The following is a 25549-nucleotide window of genomic DNA, read 5'->3' as shown; positions in this document are numbered from 1 at the left end:
CCCCTCAGATATCAGCGTCACGCGAGCGAATGCCATCGGCGCCGGCTTGTCAACCAAGCGGCCCGGAACCCTGGCGCGCCGCCTTCCTGCGGTTGCGCTTGGCCAGCACGTTGAACATCTCGACCGCGACCGAGAATACGATCGCGAAATAGATGTAGCCGCGTGGAATGTGGAATTGGAAGCCGTCGGCCACCAGCGCCACGCCGATCAGCACCAGGAACGCCAGCGCCAGCATCTTGGTGGTCGGATGCTGCGCGACGAACCGCGCCACCGGCCCGGACGAGATGTACATGATGGCGCAGGCGATCACGACCGCCGCGATCATGATCTCGATATCCTGCGCCATGCCGATCGCGGTGATGATCGAATCCAGCGAGAACACCAGGTCGATGATGATGATCTGCACGATCACCCAGAAGAACGCGCTGGCGCTCGGCCTGTCGTCGGCCTCCGCCTCGCGCGCCTCGACCTCGCCGTGGATCTCGTGGGTCGCCTTGGCGATCAGGAACAGGCCGCCGCCGATCAGGATGATGTCGCGCCACGACAGCGCGACGTCCTTGATCGTGATCACCGGCTGCGTCAGCCCGATCAGCCAGACTAGGATGCTGAGCAGCAGGATGCGGAACACCAGCGCCAGGATCAGGCCGATCTGCCGCGCGCGCTTGGCCTGCGCGGGCGGGATCCGCGACACGATCACCGACAGGAAGATGACGTTGTCGATGCCGAGCACGATCTCGAGCGCAGTCAGGGTCAACAGCGCAGCCCAGGCTTCCGGGCTGGTGATCAATTGCATCATGCTCTGAAGGCTTTCATCCGGCGGATCACGGTATCGCTGCCGACGATGTAGACGGCAATGGCGCAGAGACCGAAGGTGATCGGGGCTCCGACCACGAAATCGTTGGCGAGCGTGTACGCGCCGAGCAGCGCCCAGGCGCCGAGTAGCCACAGCGTCAGCCAGCGCAGCCGCACCACGCGGAGCGGGTGCAGCACATGGAACGGTGCAAAGGTCAGCGCGATCAGCGCCGCGACCACGATCGTCGACAGCACCGGCGGCAAATGCAGCAAGAACAGATAGAACGCCGCCGCATTCCACAGCGCCGGGAAGCCGCGGAAATGGTTGTCGTCGGCTTTCATGCGGCGGTCGGCGAAATACAGCGCGCTGGACACCACGATGCCGATGCCGAGGATCGGCGCGGCCAGCGGCAGCAGCAGGCCGCTCGCGGTGATCGCATAGGCCGGCACGAACACATAGGTGACGAAATCAACCACCAGGTCGAGCACCTCGCCCGACCAGTTGGGCTGCAGCCGCACCACGTCGAACCGGCGCGCCAGCGGGCCGTCGATCCCGTCGATGATCAGCGCGATCCCGAGCCAGGCGAACATGTTGGCCCAGTGCTCGCGCACGGCTTCCAGCATCGCCAACAGCGCGACCCCGGCGCCGAGCGCCGTGAAAATATGAACGGAGAATGCGGCGGTCCGCATCCGCTCTCTCAACGCATCCCCCTGGCTGGTGTGGTCCATCGGCCGAAGTGCTATCAGGAATCGGCCCGCTTTGCATATGCAGTCTTGCGGCGTTCCGCCGCGCAAACCGTTGGAAACTTTTGCTGGTTACCGATGGCTTGAAAATCGGGCCAACCATGTCAAATGTCCTGATATGACCGACAGCACGCAGGATTATGACGTTATCGTAATAGGCGGCGGTCCGGCCGGTTTGACGGCCGCGATCGCCCTGGCGGATACCGGCGCGCGGACCGCGCTGTTGGCCCGCCGCGTGCCCTATGCCGACAACCGGACCACCGCCCTGCTCGGCGCCTCGACCGATATCCTGGACCGGCTCGACGTCTGGCGGCGCTGCAGCGACAAGGCGGCGGCGCTCAAGATCATGCGCCTCGTCGACGACACCGGCCGGCTGATCCGCGCGCCCGAGGTGCGCTTCACCTCCGAGGAGATCGGCCGCGAGCAGTTCGGCTTCAATATCGACAATCGCTCGCTGGTCGCAGCGCTCGAGGACCGCGCCGGCGAGATGGCCGCGCTGACGCGATTCGACGACGAGGCCGCCTCGGTGCAGCCGGATGATGGTGCCGTCGCCGTGGTGACGCGGCAGGGTCAGGCGCTTCGGGCCCGGCTCGTGGTCGGCGCCGACGGGCGCAATTCATTGTCCCGCGAGGCCGCCGGCATCGAGGTGGTCAGCCGCGAGCTCGGGCAGTCCGCCCTCACCTTCAACATCACCCATAGTCGGCCGCACCGGAACATCTCGACCGAGTTTCACACCGAGCACGGCCCCTGCGTATTCGTGCCGCTTGCCGGCAACAGAAGCAGCGTGGTCTGGGTCTCGGCGCCCAGGGAGGCCGAACGGCTGATGGCGCTCGGCGACAGCGAATTGTCCGATGCGGCCGAGCGGCAGTCGCATTCGATCCTCGGCCGCGTCGAGGTCCAGCCCGGCCGTCACGTATTTCCGCTCGCCATCGAGCGGCCCCGGCAGTTTGCCAAAGACCGCATCGCGTTGGTCGGGGAATCCGCGCATGTGCTGCCGCCGATCGGCGCGCAGGGCCTCAATATGGGGCTGCGCGACGCCGCCGATATCGCCGAGATCGTGGGGCAAGCGATCGCGCGCGGCGAGGATCCCGGCGCGCCAAATGTGCTGTCGCGCTACCAGGCGGCGCGGCGCCCCGACGTTGCCAGCCGGACCTGGGCGATCGACATCGCCAACCGGTCGCTGCTCAGCGATTTCCTCGGCGTGCAGACGGCCCGCGCTGCCGGCCTGCATCTGATCGGCGCATTCGGTCCGTTGCGACGGCTCGCGATGCGCGAGGGCCTCGCGCCGTCATGGCGGCGCTGACCAAAGCGTTTTCAAGCGAAGTGGGTACCGGTTCGCGTTAAGAAAACGCGTCAAACAAGAGTCTTAAGGAAACACCAGCCGCCCGCTCTGGATGAACCACATCACGCTGGTCAGCGTGACCACCGAGGCGAAGGTGCCGATCAAGACCGCGACCGACGCCGGCTCGATCCAGGTGTCGTTCTGCCGTGCGATCACGAACACGTTCAGCGCCGGCGGCAGCGAGGCCATCAGCACCGCGGTCGCAGCCCAGGGCTGCGCGAACGGGCCGAACAGCAGCATCAGCCCGAATGCCAGCAAGGGGTGGATCAGGAGCTTGATCGCAACCACGCCCGGCACCTCCCACGGCACCCGCTCGAACGGCCGCAGCGCCACGGTGATGCCGAGCACGAACAGCGCCATCGGCGCCGCGGCGTTCTGCAGGAACTGGATGGTGCGGTCGAGCGCGACCGGCAGCGGAATGTGAAACGCGGCGACCAGCGCCCCGAACACGGCCGACATGATCAGCGGGTTCTGCACGATCTGCCGCAGCACCACGCCGAAGGCGTGCAGCAGCGAGGGATGGTCGCGGTCGGTGAGCTCGATCAGGAGCGGCACGATCGAGAACAGGAAGATGCTGTCGCAGCAGAAGATCAGCGCGGTCGGCGCCGCCGCCTTGGTGCCGAGCACGGCGAGCGCGAGGCCAGGGCCCATATAGCCGATATTGCCGTAGGCGCCCGACAGGCCCGCGAGCGTCGCCTCGCGCAACGAGAGCCCTCCGATCAGCTTGCCTGCGAGCATCGCCAGGAAGAACGCGGTCACGGTTCCGAGCGTGGTGGCGATCAGGAATGGCGGGTTGTTCAGCTCCGCGAACGGGGTCTTGGACATGATCCCGAACAGCAGCGCCGGCAACGAAACGTAAAGCAGGAAGAAATTCATCCAGGCGAGCCCGCTCTCGGGCAAACCCTTGGCTTTGCCGCACGCGTAACCGATGAAGATCAAGCCGAAATACGGCAGCGCCAGATTGAGGATATCGATCATTCTGAAAGTAGTTTCTCGGCCGGATTCTGGGTCGTTTTTGCAGGGTTGGAATCGGTAAACCCTGGGTTAATTCGCCGCCATGCCCCTAGCATCGGCCACAATGTTGGTCTATCGACGAACCATGATCAAAGCGCGCACCGCCAAGTTTCAGATCGGGCAGATCGTCCGTCACCGGGTGTTCTCCTTCCGGGGCGTGATTTTTGATATCGACCCGGAGTTCAACAACACCGAGGAATGGTGGCTGTCGATCCCCGAGGATATGCGGCCCCACAAGGACCAGCCGTTCTACCACCTGCTCGCGGAGAACTCGGAGACCGAGTACGTCGCTTATGTGTCCGAGCAGAACCTGTTGCCCGACGATTCCGGCGAGCCGATCCGGCATTCGCAGGTGGCGGAGATCTTCGTGAAGGACAAGTCGGGCGGCTACCGTCCGCGCAATCCGTCGCTGAACTGACGTCTGTTGCCCGCCCGGCGATTGCCGCAGCTTCCGCGCGGCAACGTCCCGGCTGTTCATACCCCCTCCCGCACAGCCAGCGCCGTGGCGATCGCCCAGACGGCAAAGCCCGCCAGCGCCAGTCCCGCGCCGACGAGACCGGTCGACGTCCAGCCATAGCCGGCGGCAACCGCCATTCCGCCGAGCCACGGCCCCAGCGCGTTGGCGACGTTGAAGGCGGAATGGTTGAGCGCCGCCGCGAGGCTCTGCGCCTCGCCTGCGACATCCATCAGCCGGGTCTGCAACACGGTCGCAAGCGCGCCGCCCAGTCCGATCAGGAAAACGTCGGCACTCAGCGTCCAGAAATTGGTGGCCGCCAGCGGATACAGCGCCAGCGTCGCCGCCGACCACAGCAGGAGCCCGCCGGCCGTGGCCATCAGCGCGCGATCGGCGAAACGCGGCACGATGATGTTGCCGGCGGTGAGCCCGGCGCCGAACACGCATAGCGTGACCGGCACCAGCCCAGGCGATGTGTGCGTCACCGCCAGCATGGTCGATGCCAGATAGGTGTAGACCGAGAACAGCCCCCCGAAACCAATCGCGCCGATCCCAAGCGTCAGCCAGACATGCTTGCGCCCCAGCGCCGAGAGTTCGCGCAACAGGCTTGCGTTGCCGTTGGCGGCATCGCGCGGCGCAAAGATCAGGACTAGGATGGCGGTCAGTAGCGCCAGACCGGCCACGATCGCGAATGCCCAGCGCCAGCCGATCGCCTGCCCCACCCCGTTGGCGAGTGGAACGCCGATCGTCGTCGCGATGGTGAGCCCGAGCAGCACGCGGCCAACGGCCGCCGTGCGCTTGTCGATCGGGACCAGCGAGGCCGCGACCAGCATGGCGATGCCGAAATAGGCGCCATGCGGCAGCCCGGCGAGGAAGCGCAGCGCCAGCATCGTGTGGTAGTCGGGCGCGAGCCCGGAGAGGCCGTTCATCAGCGCGAAGAAGCCCATCAGCGCGATCAGCAGCGTCCGCCGGCTCATGCGCGCCGACAGCACCGCGATTACGGGCGCACCCACGACGACGCCGAGCGCATAGGCGCTGATGGCGTGGCCAGCCTGGGGTTCGCTGATGTGGAGGTCATGTGCGAAGAACGGCAGCAGGCTCATGGTCGCGAATTCGGCGATACCGATCGCGAACCCGCCCATCGCCAGCGCGAGATGGACGATGCCGGGATGAAAGGCGCTCGGGACATTGTCCTGGTTGACGCGGACACCAGCATCCGCCGCTGCACGGCCGGTCGGCTGCTGCGAAGGCCGGGAGACCGACTCGCGCCGCTGCGTGTTGACTTGGTGGGACATTGAGCGACTTCCATGACTGCGAACGACGGATGTCCGATCGTCTCGCGTCATCACTTGTCCGCACGGCAGCCAGGGTTCGCGGAACCACACGCGCGTGCTTGCGCGTCGAAGGCGCGTTGTCCGCGCTTTCGTCTGGCCTCCCGTATCGGATTTATGATTGTGCTTTGACGCCCGAATTGTCCGGACAAGACACCGACGATGCGCGCTCGCAGCTCGGCGCAATCGAAGTGCCTGCAACGAACATCGCACACGATGTGCACGACAACCAGCGCGGCAGGCTGCCATCAGCCAGTCTGTATCGCATGACAAAAAAGGCGCCCTTCCGGGCGCCCTTTGCTGGTCTCGCGTTGTTTTGAATGCTTGACAGTATTTTTACTTGGAAGCCGGGTTGGCCGGCGCCGGAGCCGGCGTAGCGCCGCCACCGCCCGCGCCTTCCAGCTTCTTGCGCTGCTCTTCGGCGCGCTTCTGCAACTCTTCCTGCAGCTTCTTCGAGTTTTCCTCGAACACCTTCGGATCGGTCGGCGGGCCGTCATAGGCCTTGGCGAATTCGGTGTTGAGCGGCAGCGGCAGCGTCAGCGGCGCGCCGTTCGAATTGATCGCCTGGACCACGAGGTTCTGGCCCTTCTTCATGTTGGCGATCAGCTCGGGCGTTGCCTCATAGTCGGACATGCAGCCGTTCTGGAAGCAGATCACATAGGGCGCCTGCTGCGGCGGGTTGCCGTCGACGATGATACGGGTGCCGTGAACGAGCTGCATGCCGAGCGGCAGCGTGACGCGCAGGATCTTCTTCGGCTCGCCTTCCGGCTCGATGATCACGGCGGCGATCACCGGCTGGCCGGACTCGATGCGGCCGTCCTTGCCGGTGAAGCACACCTGCTTGGCGTTGGCTTCCTGGCCCTTCAGGCAGAACTTGGTCCAGGGGGCGTAGATCAGCTGGATCTGCTGGTCCTGGGGCGGCTGCTGGGCGGCCGCAGCGGGCGGCTGACCGGCGGCCGGTGCTTGTTGGGCCGGCGCCTGGGCTGCCGGAGCCGGCGCCTTCGGAGCTGCCTTGGGTGCCGCCTTGGGCGCTGCCTTCGGTGCCGTAGGCGCGGGCGCCGGCGCTGCCGGCTGCTGGGCCCGAGCGGCAGGAACCAGGAGCGCTGCAGACAGAGCCGTCGCCGCCATCAGGGCGACAATTCGCCCATGCGGCCGGACCGGGGCGGCCAAGATACGGAAATTCATTGCGGAAAACCCTTTCTGAACGGCAGCGCCCGAAACCGCTGCAGGCGCCGACACATAGCCGTTTGGGCGGCTGTCTCCTAGTCAATTGAGGCGGATACGTGACTGGCGTTCCCGCCCATCCAATTGCACGCCTTCAATACAGCGGCGCACGGAAAGATCAATGCCGACAACCGCATTTGCGCGCTTGTCACGGCGGGTTTCAGCAGCCTGTGATAAACCTTGGGACGTGACGTTTCGCGAATCAAAACCGGCGCCTCACAGACGCGTTCCCGGGCGTGTGGGGCGCGCCGCGTCGGCCGCACTCCGGCTCGCCTCGGCATTCGTGCTGGCATTCCTGACGACCGGGCTTGCCCCTGCGCCAGCGGCCGAGAGCCATGCGATCGCGATGCATGGCGCCCCGGCGCTGCCGCCGGACTTCACCCATTTGCCCTATGCCAATCCCGACGCCCCCAAGGGCGGCCGGCTCGTGCTGAGCCCCCGGGACGGCACTTTCGACAGCCTCAATCCGCTGATTGTCAGGGGGCTCGCCGTGCAGCAGCTCAGGGGCTACGCCTATGAGCGCGGCTATGTCTACGAAAGCCTGATGGTGCGGAACAATGACGAGCCGTTCACCCTGTACGGCCTGCTCGCCCGCAGCGTCGAGACCGACGACAACAGGAGCTACGTCACCTTCCATATCGATTCGCGCGCGCGCTTCTCCGACGGACAACCGGTCACCGCAGACGACGTGGTGTTCTCGCTGACGCTGCTCCGCGATCGCGGCCGGCCGCTGCATCACCAGTATTATTCGAAAGTTGCAAAGGCCGAGGTGCTCGACCCGCTCACGGTGCGATTCGATTTTGGCGGCGTCTCGGATCGCGAATTGCCGCTGATCCTCGGCCTGATGCCGATCCTGCCGCGCCATGCCACCGACGTTGCCAAATTTGAGGAGACGACCTTCGCGCCGCCGATCGGCTCCGGCCCGTACCGTGTGACGGCGGTCAGGCCCGGCGCCAGCGTGACCTTCACCCGCAATCCCGACTATTGGGGGCGCGAGCTGCCGGTCAACCGCGGCATGTGGAATTTCGACGAGATCCGGCTCGATTACTACCGCGACGCCAACAGCCAGTTCGAGGCGTTCAAGCGCGGCCTCTATGACTTCCGCACCGAGCCCGAACCGCTGCGCTGGCACGACGGCTACGACTTCCCGGCGGTGAAGAAGGGCGAAGTGCTCCGCGATACCATCAAGATCGGTACGCCGCGGCCATCCGAATATCTGGTGTTCAACAGCCGGCGGCCGAAATTTGCCGACGCCAGAGTGCGTCAGGCCCTGGCGCTGCTGTTCGACTTCGAATGGGTCAATCGCAACTATTATTTCGAGCTCTATTCGCGCGCGGGCGGCTACTTTGCCGGATCGGAATTGTCAGCCTATGAGCGCCCCGCCGACGCGCGCGAGCGCGAGCTCCTGAAGCCGTATGCGTCGCATATCCAGCCTGGCATCCTCGATGGCCGCTACCGCCTGCCGGTCACGGACGGTTCAGGACGCGACCGCAATGTTCTCCGCAATGCGCTCGCGCTGCTATCCGACGCGGGCTACGCGCTCGACGGCACGGTGTTGAAGCAGCGCTCGACCGGGACGCCGCTCCAGATCGAGATCCTGGTCACGACCCGCGAGCACGAGCGGATCGCCCTCGCCTACCAGCGCGACCTCAAGCGCGCCGGCATCGACGCCGCGGTGCGGGTGGTCGACGCCGTGCAGTTCGAGCAGCGCAGGGTCGCCTACGATTTCGACATGATCCCCATCCGCTGGGACCAGTCGCTGTCGCCGGGCAACGAGCAGTGGTTCTACTGGGGCAGCCAGGCCGCCGACGTGCCGGGCACGAGAAACTACATGGGCGTCAAGGATCCGGCGATCGACGCCATGATCGAGGCGCTGCTGGCGGCGCGGGAGCAGCCGGCCTTCGTCTCGGCGGTGCGTGCGCTGGACCGGGCCTTGATGTCGGGCTTCTACGCTATCCCCCTATTTAACTCGGGAGAGCAATGGATCGCGCGCTGGAATCGGATAGAACGGCCTTCGACCACGGCGTTGACCGGCTACCTGCCGGAGACCTGGTGGGAGAGGCCCAGCGCGCAACCCAAGTGATGTCACGTGACGTAATGCGATACCACCCGACGCGGCATGACCTGGTCCGATCGAAGCGATGCAACCGACGTTGAACCCGTGAACCAGTCGATCACCTCGCCAACGCTCGATACCCTGTTCAAGCGCACCTTGGCGCGGCAGCCCGACGCGTTGGCGCTGGTCGACCCGCTCAACAAGCAGCGCATCACCGGACAGACCCGCAAGCGCCTGACCTATGCCCAGGCCGACCGCGCGATCTCGGCGATCGCAGCCCACTTCGTCGAGAACGGATTGCCGGCCAACACCGTGATCGCAGTCCAGATGCCTTCCACGGTCGAGTTCGCCCTGACGGTGCTGGCCGCCTATCGGGTCGGCCTCGTGGTGTGCCGCTGCCGCTGTTGTGGCGGCAGGCCGAGCTGATATCCGCTCTCAACCGCACCGCGGCGCGGGCAATCGTCACCTGCGGCAGGATCGACGGCGTCTCCTATGCCGACATCGCGATGAACGCCGCGGCGGAGGCCTTCTCGATCCGCCATGTCTGCGGCTTCGGCACCGATCTGCCCGAAGGCATGGCGTCGCTCGACCAGGCGATCCTGCAGGACTCGCGGACCTCGCGGCCGATGCTTCAGGACGGCCGCAAGCCGGCGCTGATCTCCTTCGACGTCACCAGCGAAGGGCCTCGTCCGGTACCGCGCGCCCATTTCGGACTGATCGCCGGCGGGCTTGCGATGTCGCTGGAGAGCGACCTGGCGCAGGGCGCCACCATCATGTCGGCGTTTGCGCCGATGTCGTTTGCCGGCGTCTGCTCGTCGCTGGTGGCCTGGCTCGTGTCGGGCGGCACGCTCGTGCTGCATCACCCGTTCGACGATGAGGCGTTCGAGACCCAGTTCAACGACCACGGCTGCGACACGCTGATCGCGCCTGCGCAACTCGCGCTGCGGCTCGACGAGCGCGGCTTGTCGGAGCGCCTGCCCACCCTGCGCAACGTGATCGGGCTCTGGCGCACGCCGGAACAGGTTGCCTCTAGCGCGCACTGGACCTCGCGGCGCGTGACCATGACCGACGTCTACCTGTTCGGCGAGGCCGGGCTGTTCGGCGCCCGCCGCACCGCCGAGGACGGCTCGCCGGCCCAGATCAAGCCCGGTCCGCACAGCGCGCCGCGTGAAGCTCCCGGCGCATCGATCGCCGGCGAGATCCTGCTGACGCCGAAGGGCACGCTCGGCCTGCGCGGCCCGATGGTGCCGGTCGCGGCCTATGCGCCGCCGCCTCCGCCGGGCGACACCCTGATCGCGCCGCCGCCGCGCGATTATGTCGATACGGAATATGCCGCGCGGGTCGATCGCGTGACCGGCGCCATCAACATCACTGCCCCGCCGTCGGGGGTGATGACGGTCGGCGGCTACCGCTTCCTTGCGCAGGAGCTGCAGGAATGGTCGCGCCGCCTCGGCCAGGGCGCACTGCTGACGGCGCTGCCCGACCGCCTCAGCGGCCACCGGCTCGCAGGACGTGCGCAGGACAATGCACGGGCCCGCGACGCGCTCGCAGAACTTGGCCTTAACCCCTTGATGGTCGAGGCATTTCGCGACCGCGGCGGCGCTGGACTGGGTTAAAATCTTATCATTGCGTTAGTCTTATCATTGTGTTGACGCCGCATTAAGCCATGCGAACTAGCATCGAAGCCGTTGCTGAACTCTGCATTGGTTTCGAGCGTTCGAATGTCCCAACAAGGTCCGGTCCTGATCGTATCGGCGGCAGCCAGGCCGCCGTTTGCCGCGGTCCTCGATGAGACCAAGCTGTTCCCGGTCGTGGTCACCGACTGGAGCGACGCCGGACGGGCCATCGAGCAGGTCAAGCCGGCAGCGATCATCGCGGCCGCCGAGGGCGTCGATTTCGTCACCCTGTCTGGCCTCGCCAGGCGCGCCGCCGCCCGCGCGCCTTATCTGCCGCTGATCGCGGTCGATCCCGCGACCACCCTGCCCGACACCGCGATCGCATTCTTCCAGAAGCCGGGCCTGCCGGATCGCCTGACCGCCCGGCTCAACGCCAGCCTGCGCGTACGCGCGCTGCATGCGACGGTGATGCGCCGCCTGGTTCCGCCGACCCCGGTCGCACTCACGGATATCGATCCGGTCGGGGAAGCCACCGCGCTGTTGATCGGCCGCGGCGGCGCCTACCCGACGCTGTCGGTTGCGCTCGGCGAACGCGCCGGCGTGGTCGGGGCGCTCAGTATCGAGGCCGCGGCCAAGCATCTCAGCAACCGCGATATCGATGGCATCGTGCTGGCCGAAGGCTTCACACCGCGCGTGATGGATGCCTTCCTGACGGTCTTGACCGAGGACGTCCGCTTTCGTCCGCTGCCTGTGATCGTCGCCTCGGCCGAACTTACGCCGCGCTACGAACTGCCTAATCTCGAGATCGTCACGGCCGGGCCGACGCGCGTCGCCGACATGGTGTTGCCGATGATCCGGCAGCACGCCTTCGAGGCGCGGCTCGGCCGCATGCTGCGCGCGATCGACGCCAAAGGCCTGATCGACGCCCGCACCGGCCTGCTCACCAAGGCCGCGTTCGAACGCGATTTTGCGACCGCCGTCTACCAGACCGCCGAGCGCGGCGGCGCGCTTTCGGTGGCACGGTTCACCTTCGACAACGCGCAGCCCCGCGCGCAATTCGACGGCGCGCGGATCATCAGCCGGCTGATGCGCCAGACCGATTTCGGCGCGGTGCATGACGACCGCTCGATCGTGGTGGCGTTCGCCGGCACGGACCTGCGCAACGCGCAGGCGATCACGCGGCGATTGGCGAGCGTGATGCGCCACACCCAGAACGGCCGCCGCGACGTCAGATCCGAGCCGGCCGTCAGCGTCGCAACGCTGCTGCCGACCGATTCCGCGATGTCGCTGCTCGGGCGTCTGTTCGGGACGCCGGAGCGGGCGGCGTCGTAATTTTGTGGTCAGTGAAGATATTGGGCTGCACTGGCAGGACGGCGTGTTCGTGCTCGGTGGCGGCAACGACGCAGCCGCAACGAGCCTAGCGAATCGAGCCGCTGATTGAAGCGAGGCTTGGATACTGGCGTGCTGTGGACGAAACGCAGGGTGTCAACACATCGCCGCGATACAATGTGTTGGCGGTGAGCATCAGCTAAAGAGTTGGACGTGCCTGTGCCGTTCTACTCAGGCACATTCGACGCTCATGGGCTCGATCGAGAGGATTTCCCACTATCCATATTTTTGACGTGCTTGGGAATGGCGGCACGATTAGCGACGAGACGCCATTTTCGTCGAAATTCTGCGGTGGAGAATGGCCGTGCCGTTATTTCGTTCATAATCATCGGCCCTTTCGAAGGAAGATCGGCGCGCGTCAGATATGCAACGGGTTTGTCAGCATAGAATGCTAACTCCTCCATCACCATCACCGTCCGTTTGATATCAACCTCAACCGTCCGCTTGCCACTAAGGCGCAAAACGAAATCATCATCCAAGCTAGACCATTGAAGTCCCGCCACCCATTTCAATTCCCCTTGTTCAGTTCTGCGCGTCAAGTCGGATGGCTCCCCCTCTTCTCCCGGTATCCATTCTCCTATGACCTCTTTCTGAGTCATCCGCAGTTCGAACTGCAATGCTTGCGCCATCGCAATTGAAGGCCAGCCGAACCAATCACGCGCTATGTTTCTTATTTGCTCTGCCTGATCCGCCGACATTTGACGCTTTCGGGATGGCGATCGTTCGAAGCGCAATTCGCCGAGGCTATGCAAGAGGCGACGGCAGTCGCGATCTTCGAGTGCAGTCGCGCCAAACCGCGCGAGCACTCGAATCCGGCTGATTAGCGAGTGAGCAATTTCGATCTTGCCGTTCGCGGCCCAACCGCTGTGCCAAGCCAACAAATCGCGCGCTTGAATCCCTCGAAGCGAACGCGAGCCATAGTCACGCATGATGCGCGACAATAGACGGTCGTGCTTTACTCGAACGCCGTGGCTGAGTTCCAAAAAAGGAGATTGCGGATCGATCCGATACAAATTGATCAGGTCACTCAGCGTATACGACATCAGAACCACCAATGGCCGACGTACACCGATAAAAGTACGCCGATGATGATCACTGTACCAAATATCCCGAGCACACCTTCTGCGCGAACTTGGGTGCCTAAAAACCGTATATCGAGCCGCTGTGGATTGCGCACGAAATTGCTCCGTTCGTTGCTGCTCGGATTGAGCGATCCGATTGACCGCTTTCGACGAATTCGCGACAACCCTCAGTTAGAGAAAATTAAAGCTAGTTATCTTTCAATCAGTTAGCGAATTCTGAGGGCATACGCGCTCTATGCGCGAGAGCGCTGAACCCCTCCCGGCGCACAATTATGTAAGTAAGACTCTGGCCGTTCAGCGGATTCTTTGCGCGACATGATTCGCGTGTCCGTTCGCCAGTCAATTGTCGGCGCAAAGCCGTCAAACCGACAACAAGCAAATCAACCACTTCGAGGAGTTTCCGCGCTCTTAAGGCAAGAGTGCGGAGACCTCTTCATACCAACGCTTCGCGCTCTTTCGGGCCCCTTCGCTCTACCCTTCCAAGGGAGCGTCCCCTACGCCGCCTTCTTGCTCTCGGCGAGATTGGCAAGCTGGCGCAGGATCTCGGTGGTGCCGGCGAGCCGCTCTTCCGGCGTCTCCCATTCCTGGAAGAACACCACCTTCATGTCGGGCCGCACCTTGGCGGCCTGGCCGTGCTGGCGGATGAAGCTTACCAGCCGTTCCGGATGGGCAAAGCTGTTGTCGCGGAACGCGATCACCGCGCCCTTCGGCCCGGCGTCGACCTTCCCGACATTGGCCCGGCGGCAATAGGCCTTGATCGCGGCGACCTTGAACAGATAGCGCACCTCGTCGGGCAGCACGCCGAAGCGGTCGCGCATCTCGGCGGCGAAATTGTCGATCTCCTCGTCGGTCTCGAGATCGGCCAGCCGGCGATAGAGCGATAGCCGCACGCTGAGATCGTTGACATAGTCCTCGGGGATCAGGACCGGCATGCCGATCGTGATCTGCGGCGACCAGCGGTCGGCGGCGGGCTCGGCGACGCCGGCCTTGAGGTTGACGATCGCTTCCTCCAGCATCGACTGGTACAGCTCGAAGCCGACTTCCTTGATGTGGCCGGATTGCTCCTCGCCCAACAGATTGCCGGCGCCGCGGATGTCGAGGTCGTGCGAGGCGAGCTGGAAGCCGGCGCCCAACGTCTCCAGCGACTGCAGCACCTTGAGCCGACGCTCGGCCTGCGCCGTGATCTTCTGCTGCGCCGGCAAGGTGAACAGCGCATAGGCGCGCAGCTTCGAGCGGCCGACGCGGCCGCGCAGCTGGTAGAGCTGGGCCAGGCCGAACATGTCGGCGCGATGCACGATCAGCGTGTTGGCGTTCGGGATGTCGAGGCCGGACTCGACGATCGTGGTCGACAGCAGGATGTCGTATTTGCCGTCGTAGAACGCCGACATGATGTCCTCGATCACGGTCGGCGGCATCTGGCCGTGGGCGACCGCAACCTTCATCTCCGGCACGTTCTTGTCGAGGAAGTCCTTGACGCCGGGGAGGTCCTCGATCCGCGGCACGACATAGAATGCCTGCCCGCCGCGATAGCGTTCGCGCAGCAGCGCCTCGCGGATCATCAGGGGATCGTGCGGCGCGACGAAGGTGCGCACCGCGAGTCGATCGACCGGCGGCGAGGCAATGATCGAGAGTTCGCGGACACCGGTCAAAGCCAATTGAAGCGTGCGCGGGATCGGGGTTGCCGACAGCGTCAGCACGTGGACCTGGGCGCGGAGCTGCTTCAGCCGCTCCTTGTGGCTGACGCCAAAGTGCTGCTCCTCGTCGACGATCAACAGGCCGAGGTCCTTGAACTTGATGGCCTTGCCGAGCAGCGCGTGGGTGCCGACCACGATGTCGACCTGGCCATCGGTGAGGCCCTTCTTGACCTGGTTCAGCTCCTTGGTCGACACCAGCCGCGAGGCCTGCGCGATGTTGACCGGGAAGCCGCGGAAGCGCTCGGTGAAGGTCCTCGAGTGCTGACGCGCCAGCAGCGTGGTCGGAACCACGACCGCAACCTGCTTGCCCTCCAGCGCCACGGCGAATGCCGCGCGCAGCGCCACCTCGGTCTTGCCGAAGCCGACGTCGCCGCAGATCAGCCGGTCCATTGGACGGCCGATTTCGAGGTCCTTCAAGGTCGAGGTGATAGCCCCAAGCTGATCCTCGGTCTCCTCATAGGGGAAACGCGCGCAGAACTCGTCATAGACATGCGGCTGCAGCGGGAATTTCGGCGCCTCGTGCAGCTGGCGCTCGGCGGCGATCTTGATCAGCTCGCCCGCGATCTCGCGGATGCGGTTCTTCAGCTTCGCCTTGCGCGCCTGCCAGCCGCCGCCGCCGAGACGGTCGAGCTCGACATTGGCGCTGTCGGAGCCGTAGCGCGACAGCAGCTCGATGTTCTCGACCGGCAGGAACAGCTTTGTCTCCGCCGCGTAGTGCAGCTCGAGGCAGTCATGCGGCGCGCCGGAGACTTCCAGCGTCTGCAGCCCGACGAAGCGGCCGATGCCGTGCTCGACATGCACGACCAGATCGCCGGTCGCCAGGCTCGTCACCTCCGAGATGAAATTGTCGAGCTTGCGGCTCGCCTTGCGCGGCCGCACCAGGCGGTCGCCGAGAATGTCCTGCTCGCTGATGACGGCGAATTCGTCGGTCTCGAAGCCGGACTCCATGCCGAGCACGGCCAGCATGGTCTCGTTGCGCGGCGTCGCCTGCACGATCCGCCAGGTATTGACGCTGGTCGTGTTGAGCAGCTTGTGGTCGCGCAGCATCGCGCCCATGCGGTCGCGCGAGCCTTCGCTCCACAGCGCGATGATGACCTTCTTGCGCTGCGACTGCAGCGCGCCGACATGGCCGACCACGGCCTCGAACACGTTGACGTTGCCGTCGGCGCGCTCCGGCGCGAAATTGCGGCCCTGCCGCGCGCCGGCGTCGAACATGTCGGGCGAGCCTTCGGGCACCGCAAACGGCGTCAGCCGCGCCAGCGGCGCCTCGCCGAGCAGTTTGGTCCATTCGGCCTCGGTCAGATAGAGCTGGTCCGGCGGCAGCGGCTTGTAGATCGCGCCACTGCCCGGATGCTCCAGCGCCTCGCGCCGCGCCTCGTAATAGTCGGCGATTTGCGTGAAGCGCTCGCGCGCGGCGTCCTCGGCCTGCGGCTCAATCGCGATTGCGGCGCCGTCGAGATAGTCGAACAGTGTGTCCATCCGCTCCTGGAACAGCGGCAGCCAGTGCTCCATGCCGGGATGGCGGCGTCCTTCCGAGACCGCCTCATAGAGCTGGTCGTCGCGCTCCGGCGCGCCGAACGCTGCGACGTATCCCATGCGGAAACGGCGGATGGTTTCGGTCGTGAGCTGGAATTCCGAGACCGGCACGAGGTCGAGCCCGCGCATGTCGAGCAGCGTGCGCTGGGTCTCGGCATCGAAGGTGCGGATCGATTCCAGGCTATCGCCGAAGAAGTCGAATCGCACAGGCTGGTCGAGGCCGGCCGGAAACAGGTCGAGGATGCCGCCGCGCACGGCGTATTCGCCGGGTTCGCGCACCGTGGACGAGCGGGTGTAGCCATTGTGCTCGAGCCAGGCCACGACCGAGTCCATCGGCACGACATTGCCCGGCGCAACCGACAGCGCTTGGGCTGCGACCAGCCCGCGCGCCGGCACCCGCTGCACGGCCGCGTTCACGGTGGTCAGCACGATCAGCGGCTTGTCGCTGCCCACCAGCCGCGACAGCTTTGCCAGCGCGGTCAGGCGTTGCGCCAGAATGCCGGAATGCGGCGAGACGCGGTCATAGGGCTGGCAGTCCCAGGCCGGAACCTGCATCACCGCGATATCGGGCGCGAAGAACTCAAGCGCGCGGGCGAGCTGCTGCATCCGCGCGCCGTCGCGGCACACCACGGCGAGGCTGACCGCCGGCCGCTTCGGCTGCGCGGCGATGGCGCGCGCCAGATCCGAGATGACGAGCCCCTCGGCGCCCTCGGCGACATTGGCGATGGTCAGCACCCGGCCCGCCGCGAGCATCGCGGCCGGAGATTTCATCGGCTGTTTCATGCGCCGTGATCCGCCACCCGGAACGCCTTGATGCGGGCAAACAGCGCGGTCGCGTATTCGGCCGGCAGCACCCTGTCGCCGGTCAGCGCGGCATAGAGGTCGGGATCCGGCACCTCGATCAGGTGCTCGAGCTCGCCGATCTCCTGATCCGACAGATCCGCAATGGTCGCGTCGGCAAAGCGGCCGAGGATCAGGTCCATCTCCCGGGTGCCGCGATGCCAGCAGCGAAACAAAAGCCGCTTGCGGCGGTCATCGAGCCCGTTGCTCGATCGTGTCGATCCCGTCATGTCCCAAAATCCATCGAACGCCAAAAGCCCGGACGTGCCGGGCGGGCCTTGATATAGCGACGGCGACGGCCGATGTCAGCCCTCATCCGTCGCTTTTGGGGGTTGCTTGGGGGGAATGCCGTCATTGCCGGGCTTGTGCGCCCGTCGAAGCCTTGGCGTGGCTCTTGGCGTAGACGGGACCCGGCCGTCTATGCTCGCCTAAAAAAGACGTGGATGCCCGGCACAAGGCCGGGCATGACGGAGTGAAACGGACTTAGATTCTCGCGATGCGCCCCGCCCTGCTCAATCCGCTGTTTGCCCAGGTCACGACCCTCCAGGGTGTCGGCCCGAAGCAGGACAAGCTGCTGCGCTATCTGCTCGACCGCAGCGAGACGCCGCGGCTGGTCGACCTCCTGCTGCATCTGCCGGCGAGCGTGATCGATCGCCGCGCGCGGCCGAAGATCCGCGACGCTGCGGTCGGAACCATGGTCACGCTGGAGGTCACCGTCGACCGCCATCGCCCGCCGCCGCCGCGCAATGCGCGCGCGCCCTATCTCGTCTATGCCAGCGACGACACCGGCGACGTCGTGCTGACCTTCTTCCGCGCCCAGCCCGGCTATGTCGAAAAACTGCTGCCGGTCGGCGAGAAGCGTTACGTGTCCGGCACGCTTGCGATGTATGACGGCATCCCGCAGATCGTGCATCCCGATCGCGTCGTCGACGAAGCCGGCTTTGCAAAACTGTCGGGCATCGACCCGGTTTATCCGCTGACCGAGGGGCTTGCGATCGGCTCGCTTCGCCGCGCCATCGCACAGGCGCTGACCAGGCTGCCGGATCTGCCGGAATGGATCAGTCCCGAGGTGCTGCGCCGCTGCAGTTTCCCGCCGATCCGGGAGGCGCTGACCCGCGTCCATGTCCCGGTCGAGCTGACCGACATCCTGCCCGACGGCCCGTTCTGGTCGCGGCTCGCCTTCGACGAACTGCTGGCCGGTCAGCTTGCGCTGGCGCTGATCCGCGCCACGCTGCGCCGCCCCGCCGGCGTCCGCAATGCCGGCGATGGCCATCTGCGCAAGAGGATCATCGATGCCCTGCCCTATGCGCTGACCAAGTCGCAGCAGGAGGCGGTGGCCGCGATCATCGCAGACCTGCAACAGCCGGTGCGGATGCTGCGCCTCGTGCAGGGCGACGTCGGTTCCGGCAAGACCGTGGTGGCGCTGCTTGCCGCCGCCGCCGTCGCGGAAGCCGGCAAGCAGGCCGCACTGATGGCGCCGACCGAAATTCTGGCGCGCCAGCACATCAAGACCATCGCGCCGCTCGCCGAACGCGCCGGCATGCGGGTTACGATCCTCACCGGCCGCGAGAAGGGCAAGGAGCGCCGCGAGCTCTTGGAGCGGCTCGAAGCCGGCGAGATCGATCTGCTGGTCGGCACCCATGCGCTGATCCAGGACGATGTGATCTACAAGGCGCTGGCACTTGCCGTGGTCGATGAGCAGCATCGTTTTGGCGTGCGCGAGCGGCTTGCTCTGACCTCCAAGGGCGAGGCCGTCGACGTGCTGGTGCTGAGCGCGACCCCGATCCCGCGCACGCTGGTGCTGACATATTTTGGCGACATGGACGTCTCGGAGCTGCGCGAAAAGCCGGCCGGCCGCCAGCCGATCGACACCCGCGCGGTGCCGATGAGCCGGATCGAGGATGTGATGGACGGCGTCGGCCGCGCGCTTGGCGCCGGCAAGCTGGTCTACTGGATCTGCCCGCTGGTCGATGAATCGGAGGCCGAAGGCACCGAGCACCTCACCAACGCGACCGAGCGTTTCGAGAGCTTGCAAAAGCGGTTCGGCGATCGCGTCGGCCTCGTGCACGGCCAGATGAAGGGCACCGACAAGGATCGCGTGATGGCGCAGTTCGCCGCGCACGAGATCAGCCTCCTGGTCGCAACGACCGTCGTCGAGGTCGGCGTCGACGTCCCAGCCGCGACCATCATGGTGATCGAGAACGCCGAACGTTTTGGTCTGGCGCAACTGCATCAGCTGCGCGGCCGCATCGGCCGCGGCTCGGAGGCCTCGACCTGCCTGTTGCTCTACAAGGAGCCGCTCGGCGAGATGTCGAAGGCGCGGCTGAAAGTGATCCGCGAGACCACCGACGGATTCCGGATCGCCGAGGAGGATCTGAAGCTGCGCGGCGAAGGCGACGTGCTCGGGATCCGCCAGAGCGGCCTGCCCGGCTACCGCATTGCGCGCTCCGAGGTGCACGGCCAGCTGATCACCCAGGCCCGCGACGAGGCGCTGCGGATCATGAAGGACAATCCGAAGCTGAAGGGCGAGCGCGGCGAGGCGCTGCGCGCCCTGCTCTATCTCTACGAACGCGACGAGGCCGTGCCGCTGATCGGCGCGGGATGAAGCTCCTCGCAATGACGTCGAAAGAGCGGAGGGGTCCTACTCCACCTTCGCCGGTGCGGGCTGTGTGGCCGGCTGCAGCGAGGCCTGGTTGGCGATGCGCGCGGCATTGGCCATGCCGGCGAGCGCCGCGGCGCGCTTCTGATCGTTGGCGCCGCCGGGCTGCACCACGCCGCACGACATGATCAGCGTCGCGGCATCCTCGGTGCTCATCTCGATCTCGATGATCTTGCTCTTCGGCACGTAGAAGAAGAATCCGGTGGTCGGGTTCGGCGCGCAGGGCAGGAACACCGAGATGTGCTCTTCCTCTGCGGGCAGGCTGGCGGCAAGTTCAGGGTTCGGCGCCTGCGAGATCAGCACGATCGACCACATGCCGGGCGACGGAAACTCGACCAGGCCGACGCGGCGGAAGCTCGAGCCGTTGCCGGAGAACAGCGTCTCGAACACCTGCTTCAGGCCGCGATAGATCGCCCGCACCGCCGGAATCCGCCCGAGCAGCCGTTCGCCCAGATCGACCAGGGTTCGCCCGATCAGATTGGCGGTGAGGAAGCCGAGCAGCGTCAGCGCGATGACGGCGACGATCAGGCCGGAACCGGGCAGCCCGAACGGTAGGTAGGTTTCCGGCCGGTAGGCCGTCGGCACGAACGGCCGGACCAGATTGTCGACCCAGTTCACGAACCACCAGGTCAGATAGAAGGTGATCGCGATCGGACCGGCCACCACCAGGCCGGTCAGGAAATAGTTGCGAAACCGCGCCATCAGCCCTCGGGGAGCGTCCGGGGGCAGGTCACCTGGCGCGGGGGGAGGCACTTTGTTGGAAGTCATTGCGGTTCCTAGGTCGTCGAAGCGGCGTCGAAGCGGCCGTAGTCCAACACCCAGCTAAGCCATTCTGACGCATTTTTGAAGGGGCCGCGTGAAGCCGCGGCTTGCGGCTATTCGACCGTGACCGATTTGGCCAGATTCCGGGGCTGATCGACGTCGGTGCCCATCACCACGGCGGTATGATAGGCGAGCAGCTGCACCGGAACGGCGTAAACGATCGGCGCGAAGGTCGCCCCCATGTCCGGCATCACGATCGTCACCAGCGACTGGATGGTGGCCTCCGCCGCGCCCTTGGCGTCGGTCATCAGGATGATCTTGCCGCCGCGGGCGGCGACCTCCTGCATGTTGGAGACGGTCTTCTCGAACACCTTGTCGTAGGGCGCGATCACCACGACCGGCATGTGCTCGTCGATCAGCGCGATCGGCCCGTGCTTGAGCTCGCCGGCGGCGTAGCCCTCGGCATGGATGTAGGAGATTTCCTTCAGCTTCAGCGCGCCTTCCAGCGCCAGCGGATAGCTGGTGCCGCGGCCGAGATAGAGCACGTCGCGCGATTTCGAGATCTCGCGCGCCAGCTTCTCGATCTGCACTTCCGTGGTGAGCGCTTCCGACATCAGGCGCGGAATCTCGACCAGGCCGTGCACCAGCTTGGCCTCGTCGGCATCGGACAGCTCGCCGCGCGCCTTGCCGGCGGCGACCGCGAGCGAGGCCAGCACCATCAGCTGGCAGGTGAACGCCTTGGTCGAGGCGACGCCGATCTCGGGGCCGGCCAGCGTCTGCAGCACGGTCTCGCTCTCGCGCGCGATCGTCGAGGTCGGCACGTTGACGACCGACAGCGTGTGCGCGCCCTGCGACTTGGCGTAGCGCAGCGCCGCCAGCGTGTCGGCGGTCTCGCCCGACTGCGAGATGAAGATCGCAAGGTCGCCCTTGCGCAAGGGCGCCTCGCGGTAGCGGAATTCGGATGCGACATCGAGCTCGACCGGCAGCCGCGCCAGCTTTTCCAGCCAGTATTTTGCGACGAAGCCGGCATAGCTCGCGGTGCCGCAGGCGGTGATCGAGATGCGCTGGATATCCTTGAAATCGAACGGCAGCTTGACCGGCATGGTGACGCGCTCGGTCGCCATGTCGACATAGCGCGCGAGCGTGTGCCCGACCACTTCGGGCTGCTCGTGAATCTCCTTCGCCATGAAGTGGCGATAGTTGGCCTTGTCGACCAGCGCGGTCGCGGTGGTGTGCTTGATCGCCTCGCGGTGGACGATGGCGTTGTCCTTGTCGAAGATCGTGGCGCCCTTGCGGTTGAGAACCACCCAGTCGCCGTCCTCGAGATAGCTGATCGTGTCGGTGAACGGCCCGAGCGCGATCGCGTCCGAGCCGAGATACATCTCGCCCTCGCCATGGCCGACCGCGAGCGGCGGGCCGTTGCGGGCGCCGATCATCAGATCGTCCTCGCCGGCGAAGATGAAGCCGAGCGCGAACGCGCCGCGCAACTCCGACAGCACCGCCCTCACCGCCTCGATCGGCTTGACGCCGCCCTTGAGCAGATTGTCGACCAGATGCACCACGACCTCGGTGTCGGTCTCGGTCGAGAACACCGCGCCCTTGGCCTCGAGGCCCTCGCGCAGCTCGCGGAAATTCTCGATGATGCCGTTATGCACCACGGCGACGCGCTCGGTGGCGTGCGGATGCGCGTTGTTCTCGGTCGGCCTGCCGTGGGTGGCCCAGCGGGTGTGGCCGATGCCGGTGTGGCCGCCGAGCGGCTTCGCCTCCAGCCGGGCCTCCAGATTCTTCAGCTTGCCCTCGGCACGGCGCCGCGCCAGGGTGCCATTCTCCAGCGTGGCGACACCCGCGGAATCATAGCCGCGATACTCCAGCCGCTTGAGCGAATCCACCAATTGCTCCGCGACCGGAGCGCGTCCAAGAATGCCGACGATGCCGCACATGCGGTTCACTATCCCCAAAATCGCCGAAAATTTGCCGAAGTGGCGACACGGTCCCTTAACGGGAATCGCCGGCCGCAAGATACTCAATAATTATTGCCGATTGCGACAGTCTTAAACGGCAAGGTTGATGCAAAAGGCTGGTTAATCGGGGCTAACTATTTTGGCAAGAGTGCGTCGGCGGGCGCCCAGACAGCGCGCCCGCCTACAGGGAGCTACCGACTTCCATCCCCAAGCTCAATTATGGTGATACCCTCCCTGCGCAATATCTCGGCGAGCCAGTCCGCCTCGGGTTCTACGCCCAGTACGGCAATGGTCAACCGCGATCCCGGGAACGAGCGGCCGTACCGCTTGAGCTGTCCGGCAGCCTCGCCAAGAGCTGCACTTGTGCCGCGCAGTTTGCATTCGATCAACTCGTCAGCCGTAACATCGAGAATGTCGATGACGCCCCCCGCGCATCGGCGTTGGCGTCTGACCTGGTGACCGAGTGATATGCGCGCACGCGCCAGCGGCTCCTCAACCTTGCGAACTTCGTCGCCGGGCTCGCGCACGCTACGAAGCGACTTTACGCCATTGACGAGCGCTTTCTCGAGCCCAGACTTGAGATCGAGTGCCGACCTAAGCAGATTATCATCGCTTTCGCTCTTCGCGATGGTGACGTGTCTGTCAACGAGAGCTAACGCCTGTTCGACCATGACGTCCGTAGCATGCCCACTGCGCGCGAACTGCAGGATCGTCATGACAAGGCGCGTTTCGTGCACCACGTCAGAGAACCGCATGACCCTGTCTACTAAATCCTTGTCGGCCACAATTGCGCGTCTCCTGCTTTGGGCGTGATGTGATTTTGTGTCCCATCGTCAACGCAAGCCGGAGGAATCCATAGTCACTCGGAATTCCCGGGCAGAGCCGTTTGACGCAAACAGCAAGCGTAGCCCGCATGAGCGCAGCGACATCCGGGTCTTGGTCCCATATATCACCTTGCTCATGCGGGCTACGGGCTGAGTCAGACCTCATGTCCACTCTCGACCGTTATGAACGTCTAATGTGATCCGAAAAGCCGGGACCGTTCCATAATCATCAGTGGCGTTTTCCCTGCGGCACAACTAAGCTGTAGTAGAGATATTCGCGATACGCCGCACATCGAGCAAACTTCATGACGATTAAGACCATCTACAAGTATCTGGGCCCCGAAGTGCTCGACAAAGTTTTTCCTTCACCTGACAACGTGACATTCAAATGTTCCTTACCAAAAGACTTCAACGACCCCTACGAGCTATTTCTCACAATCGATTTCAATCAAAAACCGGACCTTCTCGCCTTCTATGCCGACGTGATCGGCGAACTGCCGCAGTATCCCACAACCTGCTTCTCGCGGTCTCCAGCCGTCATTCCGATGTGGGCGCACTATGCCCAAAACCATGAGGGATTTGTCATCGAAGTTTCGGAGACTAAACTGTCCGAGCTTTTACCTGACATAAGCTGCAATGACGTAAGCTATTCTGACGCACCGATCCACGATCTGTCCTCGTCGCTTGGGATGGCTTACGGCACCAGTAAGATGCGCCATACCTATCTTTTGCGAAGGAGCGTTCTTTTCTCTGCCTACTTCACCAAGACTTCCTGCTGGGCTTACGAGCAAGAGCGGCGGCTTGTCGCGCAAGACGAAAAGGACACTCGGACGGTTGGCCCCATTATTTTGTTCGATGTACCCAAAAAATGCATCACAAGTATCATCTGCGGCGCACGAGCATCGGACGCGACTAAGCAGTCCTTGAAAGAGAAAGCGAAAGAACTAGGCTGCCGCTACTTCGAACTTCGTATCGGAAAAAACTCCGCGACTCCTTTCTTTGTGGATGGCTCTGAACAACCGTTCTCGTTCGATCAGGGACAGCTGAGTGCTTGCAACCAATACTGTGGGACATGTATGGAACCCATAGCTCGGGAAGCCCTGGAGTGCTCGTGGTGTCAGATCAGCGATCAGCTTCGCCAAGATGCCGCATCACGAAATCCATTTCGCATTCTTGACAATTTGGGCATGCTTGACACTTACGTTGCTGAGATGGACGCGATCACGGCCAGGGGCCGCACGAAGTGAGCGCCTGACCGGCGCTCCCGCGCTACTGCTGTTCGCGCTGATCGTGCTGTATTTCTATCTCGGCTGGAAGGTGGTCGGCGGCACGCTGTGGCAGCGCATTCTCGGCGCACGGTAATCCGGCGTCCACGCTTGCCGGCCCCTTATTGTTCGACCTGATAGAGCCGCCATCGCTCCGGCACGCCCTTGAGCTGGTGCGCGCCGCGATCCTTGAAACGAATCCCGGACTCCGGCATCAGATCCTTGACCGCGCTCGAGACCAGCACTTCGCCGGCATGGGCTTTGGCGGCGACGCGCGCGCCGATGTGAAACGCGAGACCGATCACCTCCGCCCCGCTCACCTTGTATTCGCCCGCGTGCAGTCCGACCCTGATCTCCAGTCCCAGCGTGCGCACGGCGTCACGGATCGCGGTCGCGCAACGGATCCCGGCGGCCGGCGCGCCAAACGTCGCCAGCACGCCGTCTCCTGTCGTCACGACTTCCTTGCCGCGCAAGGCCTTCAGCTCCCGACGAACGGCGGCGTAATAGTGATTCATCACCTGCGCCCAACGTGAATCGCCGAGCCGCGCGGCCTTTTCCGTCGATCGGACGATATCGACAAAGAGGATCGTGGCGAGCGCCTGTTTGAGCTCCGGGCTTCGATCGGCGGTTCGCCGCCGGTTCGCAATATTTCCGGTCAGTGGCTCATAGCGATGGCTGCGCCGCCGCGCGATTGCGGCCTTTGTGTAGTCCTGGGCACGCTGCACCGTGCGGCAGCGAATGGTTTTTTCGTGCGGTGGAAACGTCCAGTAGACCCTGCGCCCGACTCCGGCGCCCTGAACCTCCACGGCGCCCCATTTCAGGAAGACCGTCGAACCAACCCGTCGAATGCACCATGCCTTTGACGTGTATCCGGAAACGTTCGACTGATGGACTCCGATGCGAAGGAATTTGGGCATGAGCGTCCGGCCGATCGAAAGAGCGCTGGGGTGCCAACCTGGGGTAA

At 64.8% G+C, this 25549-nt stretch carries 19 protein-coding genes and 1 pseudogene; 8 read left to right on the top strand and 12 right to left on the bottom strand.

Features of this window, described 5'->3' with window-relative positions:
- Positions 1 to 49: 49 nt before the first annotated feature.
- On the bottom strand, positions 50 to 796 hold the full coding sequence (locus WDM24_RS20150; RefSeq protein WP_338832207.1) for a TerC family protein: 747 nt from the start codon (positions 794 to 796) through the stop codon (positions 50 to 52).
- Entirely contained in the window at positions 793 to 1521 is a 729-nt protein-coding gene (gene pcsA / locus WDM24_RS20145) for a phosphatidylcholine synthase (RefSeq protein ID WP_338687867.1), read from the bottom strand. The genes WDM24_RS20150 and pcsA overlap by 4 nt, the downstream gene beginning before the upstream one ends.
- 133 nt (positions 1522 to 1654) lie before the next feature.
- Between pcsA and WDM24_RS20140 the strand changes: the two genes are divergently transcribed.
- The gene (locus tag WDM24_RS20140; protein WP_338832206.1) at positions 1655 to 2839 is read left to right on the top strand and encodes a UbiH/UbiF family hydroxylase; all 1185 of its coding nucleotides are present in this window, start codon (positions 1655 to 1657) and stop codon (positions 2837 to 2839) included.
- Positions 2840 to 2902: 63 nt separating this feature from the next.
- Here WDM24_RS20140 and WDM24_RS20135 read toward each other — a convergent pair whose 3' ends face one another.
- Positions 2903 to 3856, bottom strand: coding sequence for an AEC family transporter (locus WDM24_RS20135; protein ID WP_338832205.1), 954 nt, complete (start codon positions 3854 to 3856; stop codon positions 2903 to 2905).
- A gap of 121 nt (positions 3857 to 3977) precedes the next feature.
- On the opposite strand from WDM24_RS20135, the gene hspQ reads away from it, so the two are divergent.
- The gene (gene hspQ / locus WDM24_RS20130; protein WP_024584048.1) at positions 3978 to 4310 is read left to right on the top strand and encodes a heat shock protein HspQ; all 333 of its coding nucleotides are present in this window, start codon (positions 3978 to 3980) and stop codon (positions 4308 to 4310) included.
- 56 nt (positions 4311 to 4366) lie between these two features.
- Here the strand turns inward: hspQ and WDM24_RS20125 are convergent, their stop codons facing one another.
- Positions 4367 to 5641 carry an MFS transporter gene (locus WDM24_RS20125; protein ID WP_338832204.1) on the bottom strand — a complete coding sequence of 425 codons (1275 nt, stop codon included), beginning with the start codon at positions 5639 to 5641 and terminating at the stop codon, positions 4367 to 4369.
- A 29-nt stretch (positions 5642 to 5670) separates the two neighbouring features.
- Here WDM24_RS20125 and WDM24_RS20120 point away from each other — a divergent pair, with 29 nt between their 5' ends.
- Complete coding sequence (locus WDM24_RS20120) at positions 5671 to 5997, top strand: hypothetical protein (protein WP_338832203.1); 327 nt, start codon at positions 5671 to 5673, stop codon at positions 5995 to 5997.
- 16 nt (positions 5998 to 6013) lie between these two features.
- On the opposite strand, the gene WDM24_RS20115 is transcribed toward WDM24_RS20120, so the two are convergent.
- Positions 6014 to 6862, bottom strand: a complete 849-nt coding sequence (locus WDM24_RS20115) for an invasion associated locus B family protein (RefSeq protein WP_338832202.1) — start codon at positions 6860 to 6862, stop codon at positions 6014 to 6016.
- 385 nt (positions 6863 to 7247) lie between these two features.
- Between WDM24_RS20115 and WDM24_RS20110 the strand changes: the two genes are divergently transcribed.
- The 3 genes and pseudogenes from WDM24_RS20110 to WDM24_RS20100 all read left to right on the top strand — a co-directional run bounded on the left by WDM24_RS20110 (position 7248) and on the right by WDM24_RS20100 (position 11905).
- On the top strand, positions 7248 to 8984 hold the full coding sequence (locus WDM24_RS20110) for an extracellular solute-binding protein (RefSeq protein ID WP_338832416.1): 1737 nt from the start codon (positions 7248 to 7250) through the stop codon (positions 8982 to 8984).
- A 78-nt stretch (positions 8985 to 9062) separates the two neighbouring features.
- Positions 9063 to 10573: pseudogene (locus tag WDM24_RS20105) on the top strand (AMP-binding protein).
- A gap of 105 nt (positions 10574 to 10678) precedes the next feature.
- Positions 10679 to 11905 carry a GGDEF domain-containing protein gene (locus WDM24_RS20100; protein ID WP_338832201.1) on the top strand — a complete coding sequence of 409 codons (1227 nt, stop codon included), beginning with the start codon at positions 10679 to 10681 and terminating at the stop codon, positions 11903 to 11905.
- Between the two features lie 245 nt (positions 11906 to 12150).
- Here WDM24_RS20100 and WDM24_RS20095 read toward each other — a convergent pair whose 3' ends face one another.
- From WDM24_RS20095 to WDM24_RS20085, 3 genes are all read right to left on the bottom strand, one after another.
- A complete protein-coding gene (locus WDM24_RS20095) occupies positions 12151 to 13005 on the bottom strand; it encodes a hypothetical protein (protein ID WP_338832200.1) in 855 nt (284 codons plus the stop codon).
- A gap of 533 nt (positions 13006 to 13538) precedes the next feature.
- Entirely contained in the window at positions 13539 to 17057 is a 3519-nt protein-coding gene (gene mfd / locus WDM24_RS20090) for a transcription-repair coupling factor (RefSeq protein ID WP_338832199.1), read from the bottom strand.
- Positions 17054 to 17344 carry a succinate dehydrogenase assembly factor 2 gene (locus WDM24_RS20085; protein WP_166295633.1) on the bottom strand — a complete coding sequence of 97 codons (291 nt, stop codon included), beginning with the start codon at positions 17342 to 17344 and terminating at the stop codon, positions 17054 to 17056. The genes mfd and WDM24_RS20085 overlap by 4 nt, the downstream gene beginning before the upstream one ends.
- A gap of 266 nt (positions 17345 to 17610) precedes the next feature.
- Here WDM24_RS20085 and recG point away from each other — a divergent pair, with 266 nt between their 5' ends.
- Positions 17611 to 19719 (top strand): ATP-dependent DNA helicase RecG, encoded by a 2109-nt coding sequence (gene recG / locus WDM24_RS20080; RefSeq protein WP_338832198.1) that lies wholly within the window; start codon positions 17611 to 17613, stop codon positions 19717 to 19719.
- 36 nt (positions 19720 to 19755) lie between these two features.
- Here recG and WDM24_RS20075 read toward each other — a convergent pair whose 3' ends face one another.
- The 3 genes from WDM24_RS20075 to WDM24_RS20065 all read right to left on the bottom strand — a co-directional run bounded on the left by WDM24_RS20075 (position 19756) and on the right by WDM24_RS20065 (position 23281).
- Positions 19756 to 20541, bottom strand: coding sequence for a DUF502 domain-containing protein (locus WDM24_RS20075; protein ID WP_414645737.1), 786 nt, complete (start codon positions 20539 to 20541; stop codon positions 19756 to 19758).
- Between the two features lie 107 nt (positions 20542 to 20648).
- Positions 20649 to 22475 (bottom strand): glutamine--fructose-6-phosphate transaminase (isomerizing), encoded by a 1827-nt coding sequence (gene glmS / locus WDM24_RS20070; protein ID WP_166295642.1) that lies wholly within the window; start codon positions 22473 to 22475, stop codon positions 20649 to 20651.
- Between the two features lie 212 nt (positions 22476 to 22687).
- Entirely contained in the window at positions 22688 to 23281 is a 594-nt protein-coding gene (locus WDM24_RS20065) for a hypothetical protein (RefSeq protein WP_338832197.1), read from the bottom strand.
- 344 nt (positions 23282 to 23625) lie between these two features.
- On the opposite strand from WDM24_RS20065, the gene WDM24_RS20060 reads away from it, so the two are divergent.
- Positions 23626 to 24567 carry a DUF2971 domain-containing protein gene (locus tag WDM24_RS20060; RefSeq protein ID WP_338832196.1) on the top strand — a complete coding sequence of 314 codons (942 nt, stop codon included), beginning with the start codon at positions 23626 to 23628 and terminating at the stop codon, positions 24565 to 24567.
- A gap of 140 nt (positions 24568 to 24707) precedes the next feature.
- Here the strand turns inward: WDM24_RS20060 and WDM24_RS20055 are convergent, their stop codons facing one another.
- Positions 24708 to 25502: an adenylate/guanylate cyclase domain-containing protein gene (locus tag WDM24_RS20055; protein WP_338832195.1), complete on the bottom strand. Its 795-nt coding sequence runs from the start codon at positions 25500 to 25502 to the stop codon at positions 24708 to 24710.
- Positions 25503 to 25549 lie beyond the last annotated feature (47 nt).

This window comes from Bradyrhizobium sp. 27S5 (genome assembly GCF_037217225.1).
Classification (GTDB): domain Bacteria; phylum Pseudomonadota; class Alphaproteobacteria; order Rhizobiales; family Xanthobacteraceae; genus Bradyrhizobium; species Bradyrhizobium septentrionale.
Note: the sequence above shows the minus strand (reverse complement) of the source record. Positions and strands in the feature narration are given on the sequence as shown.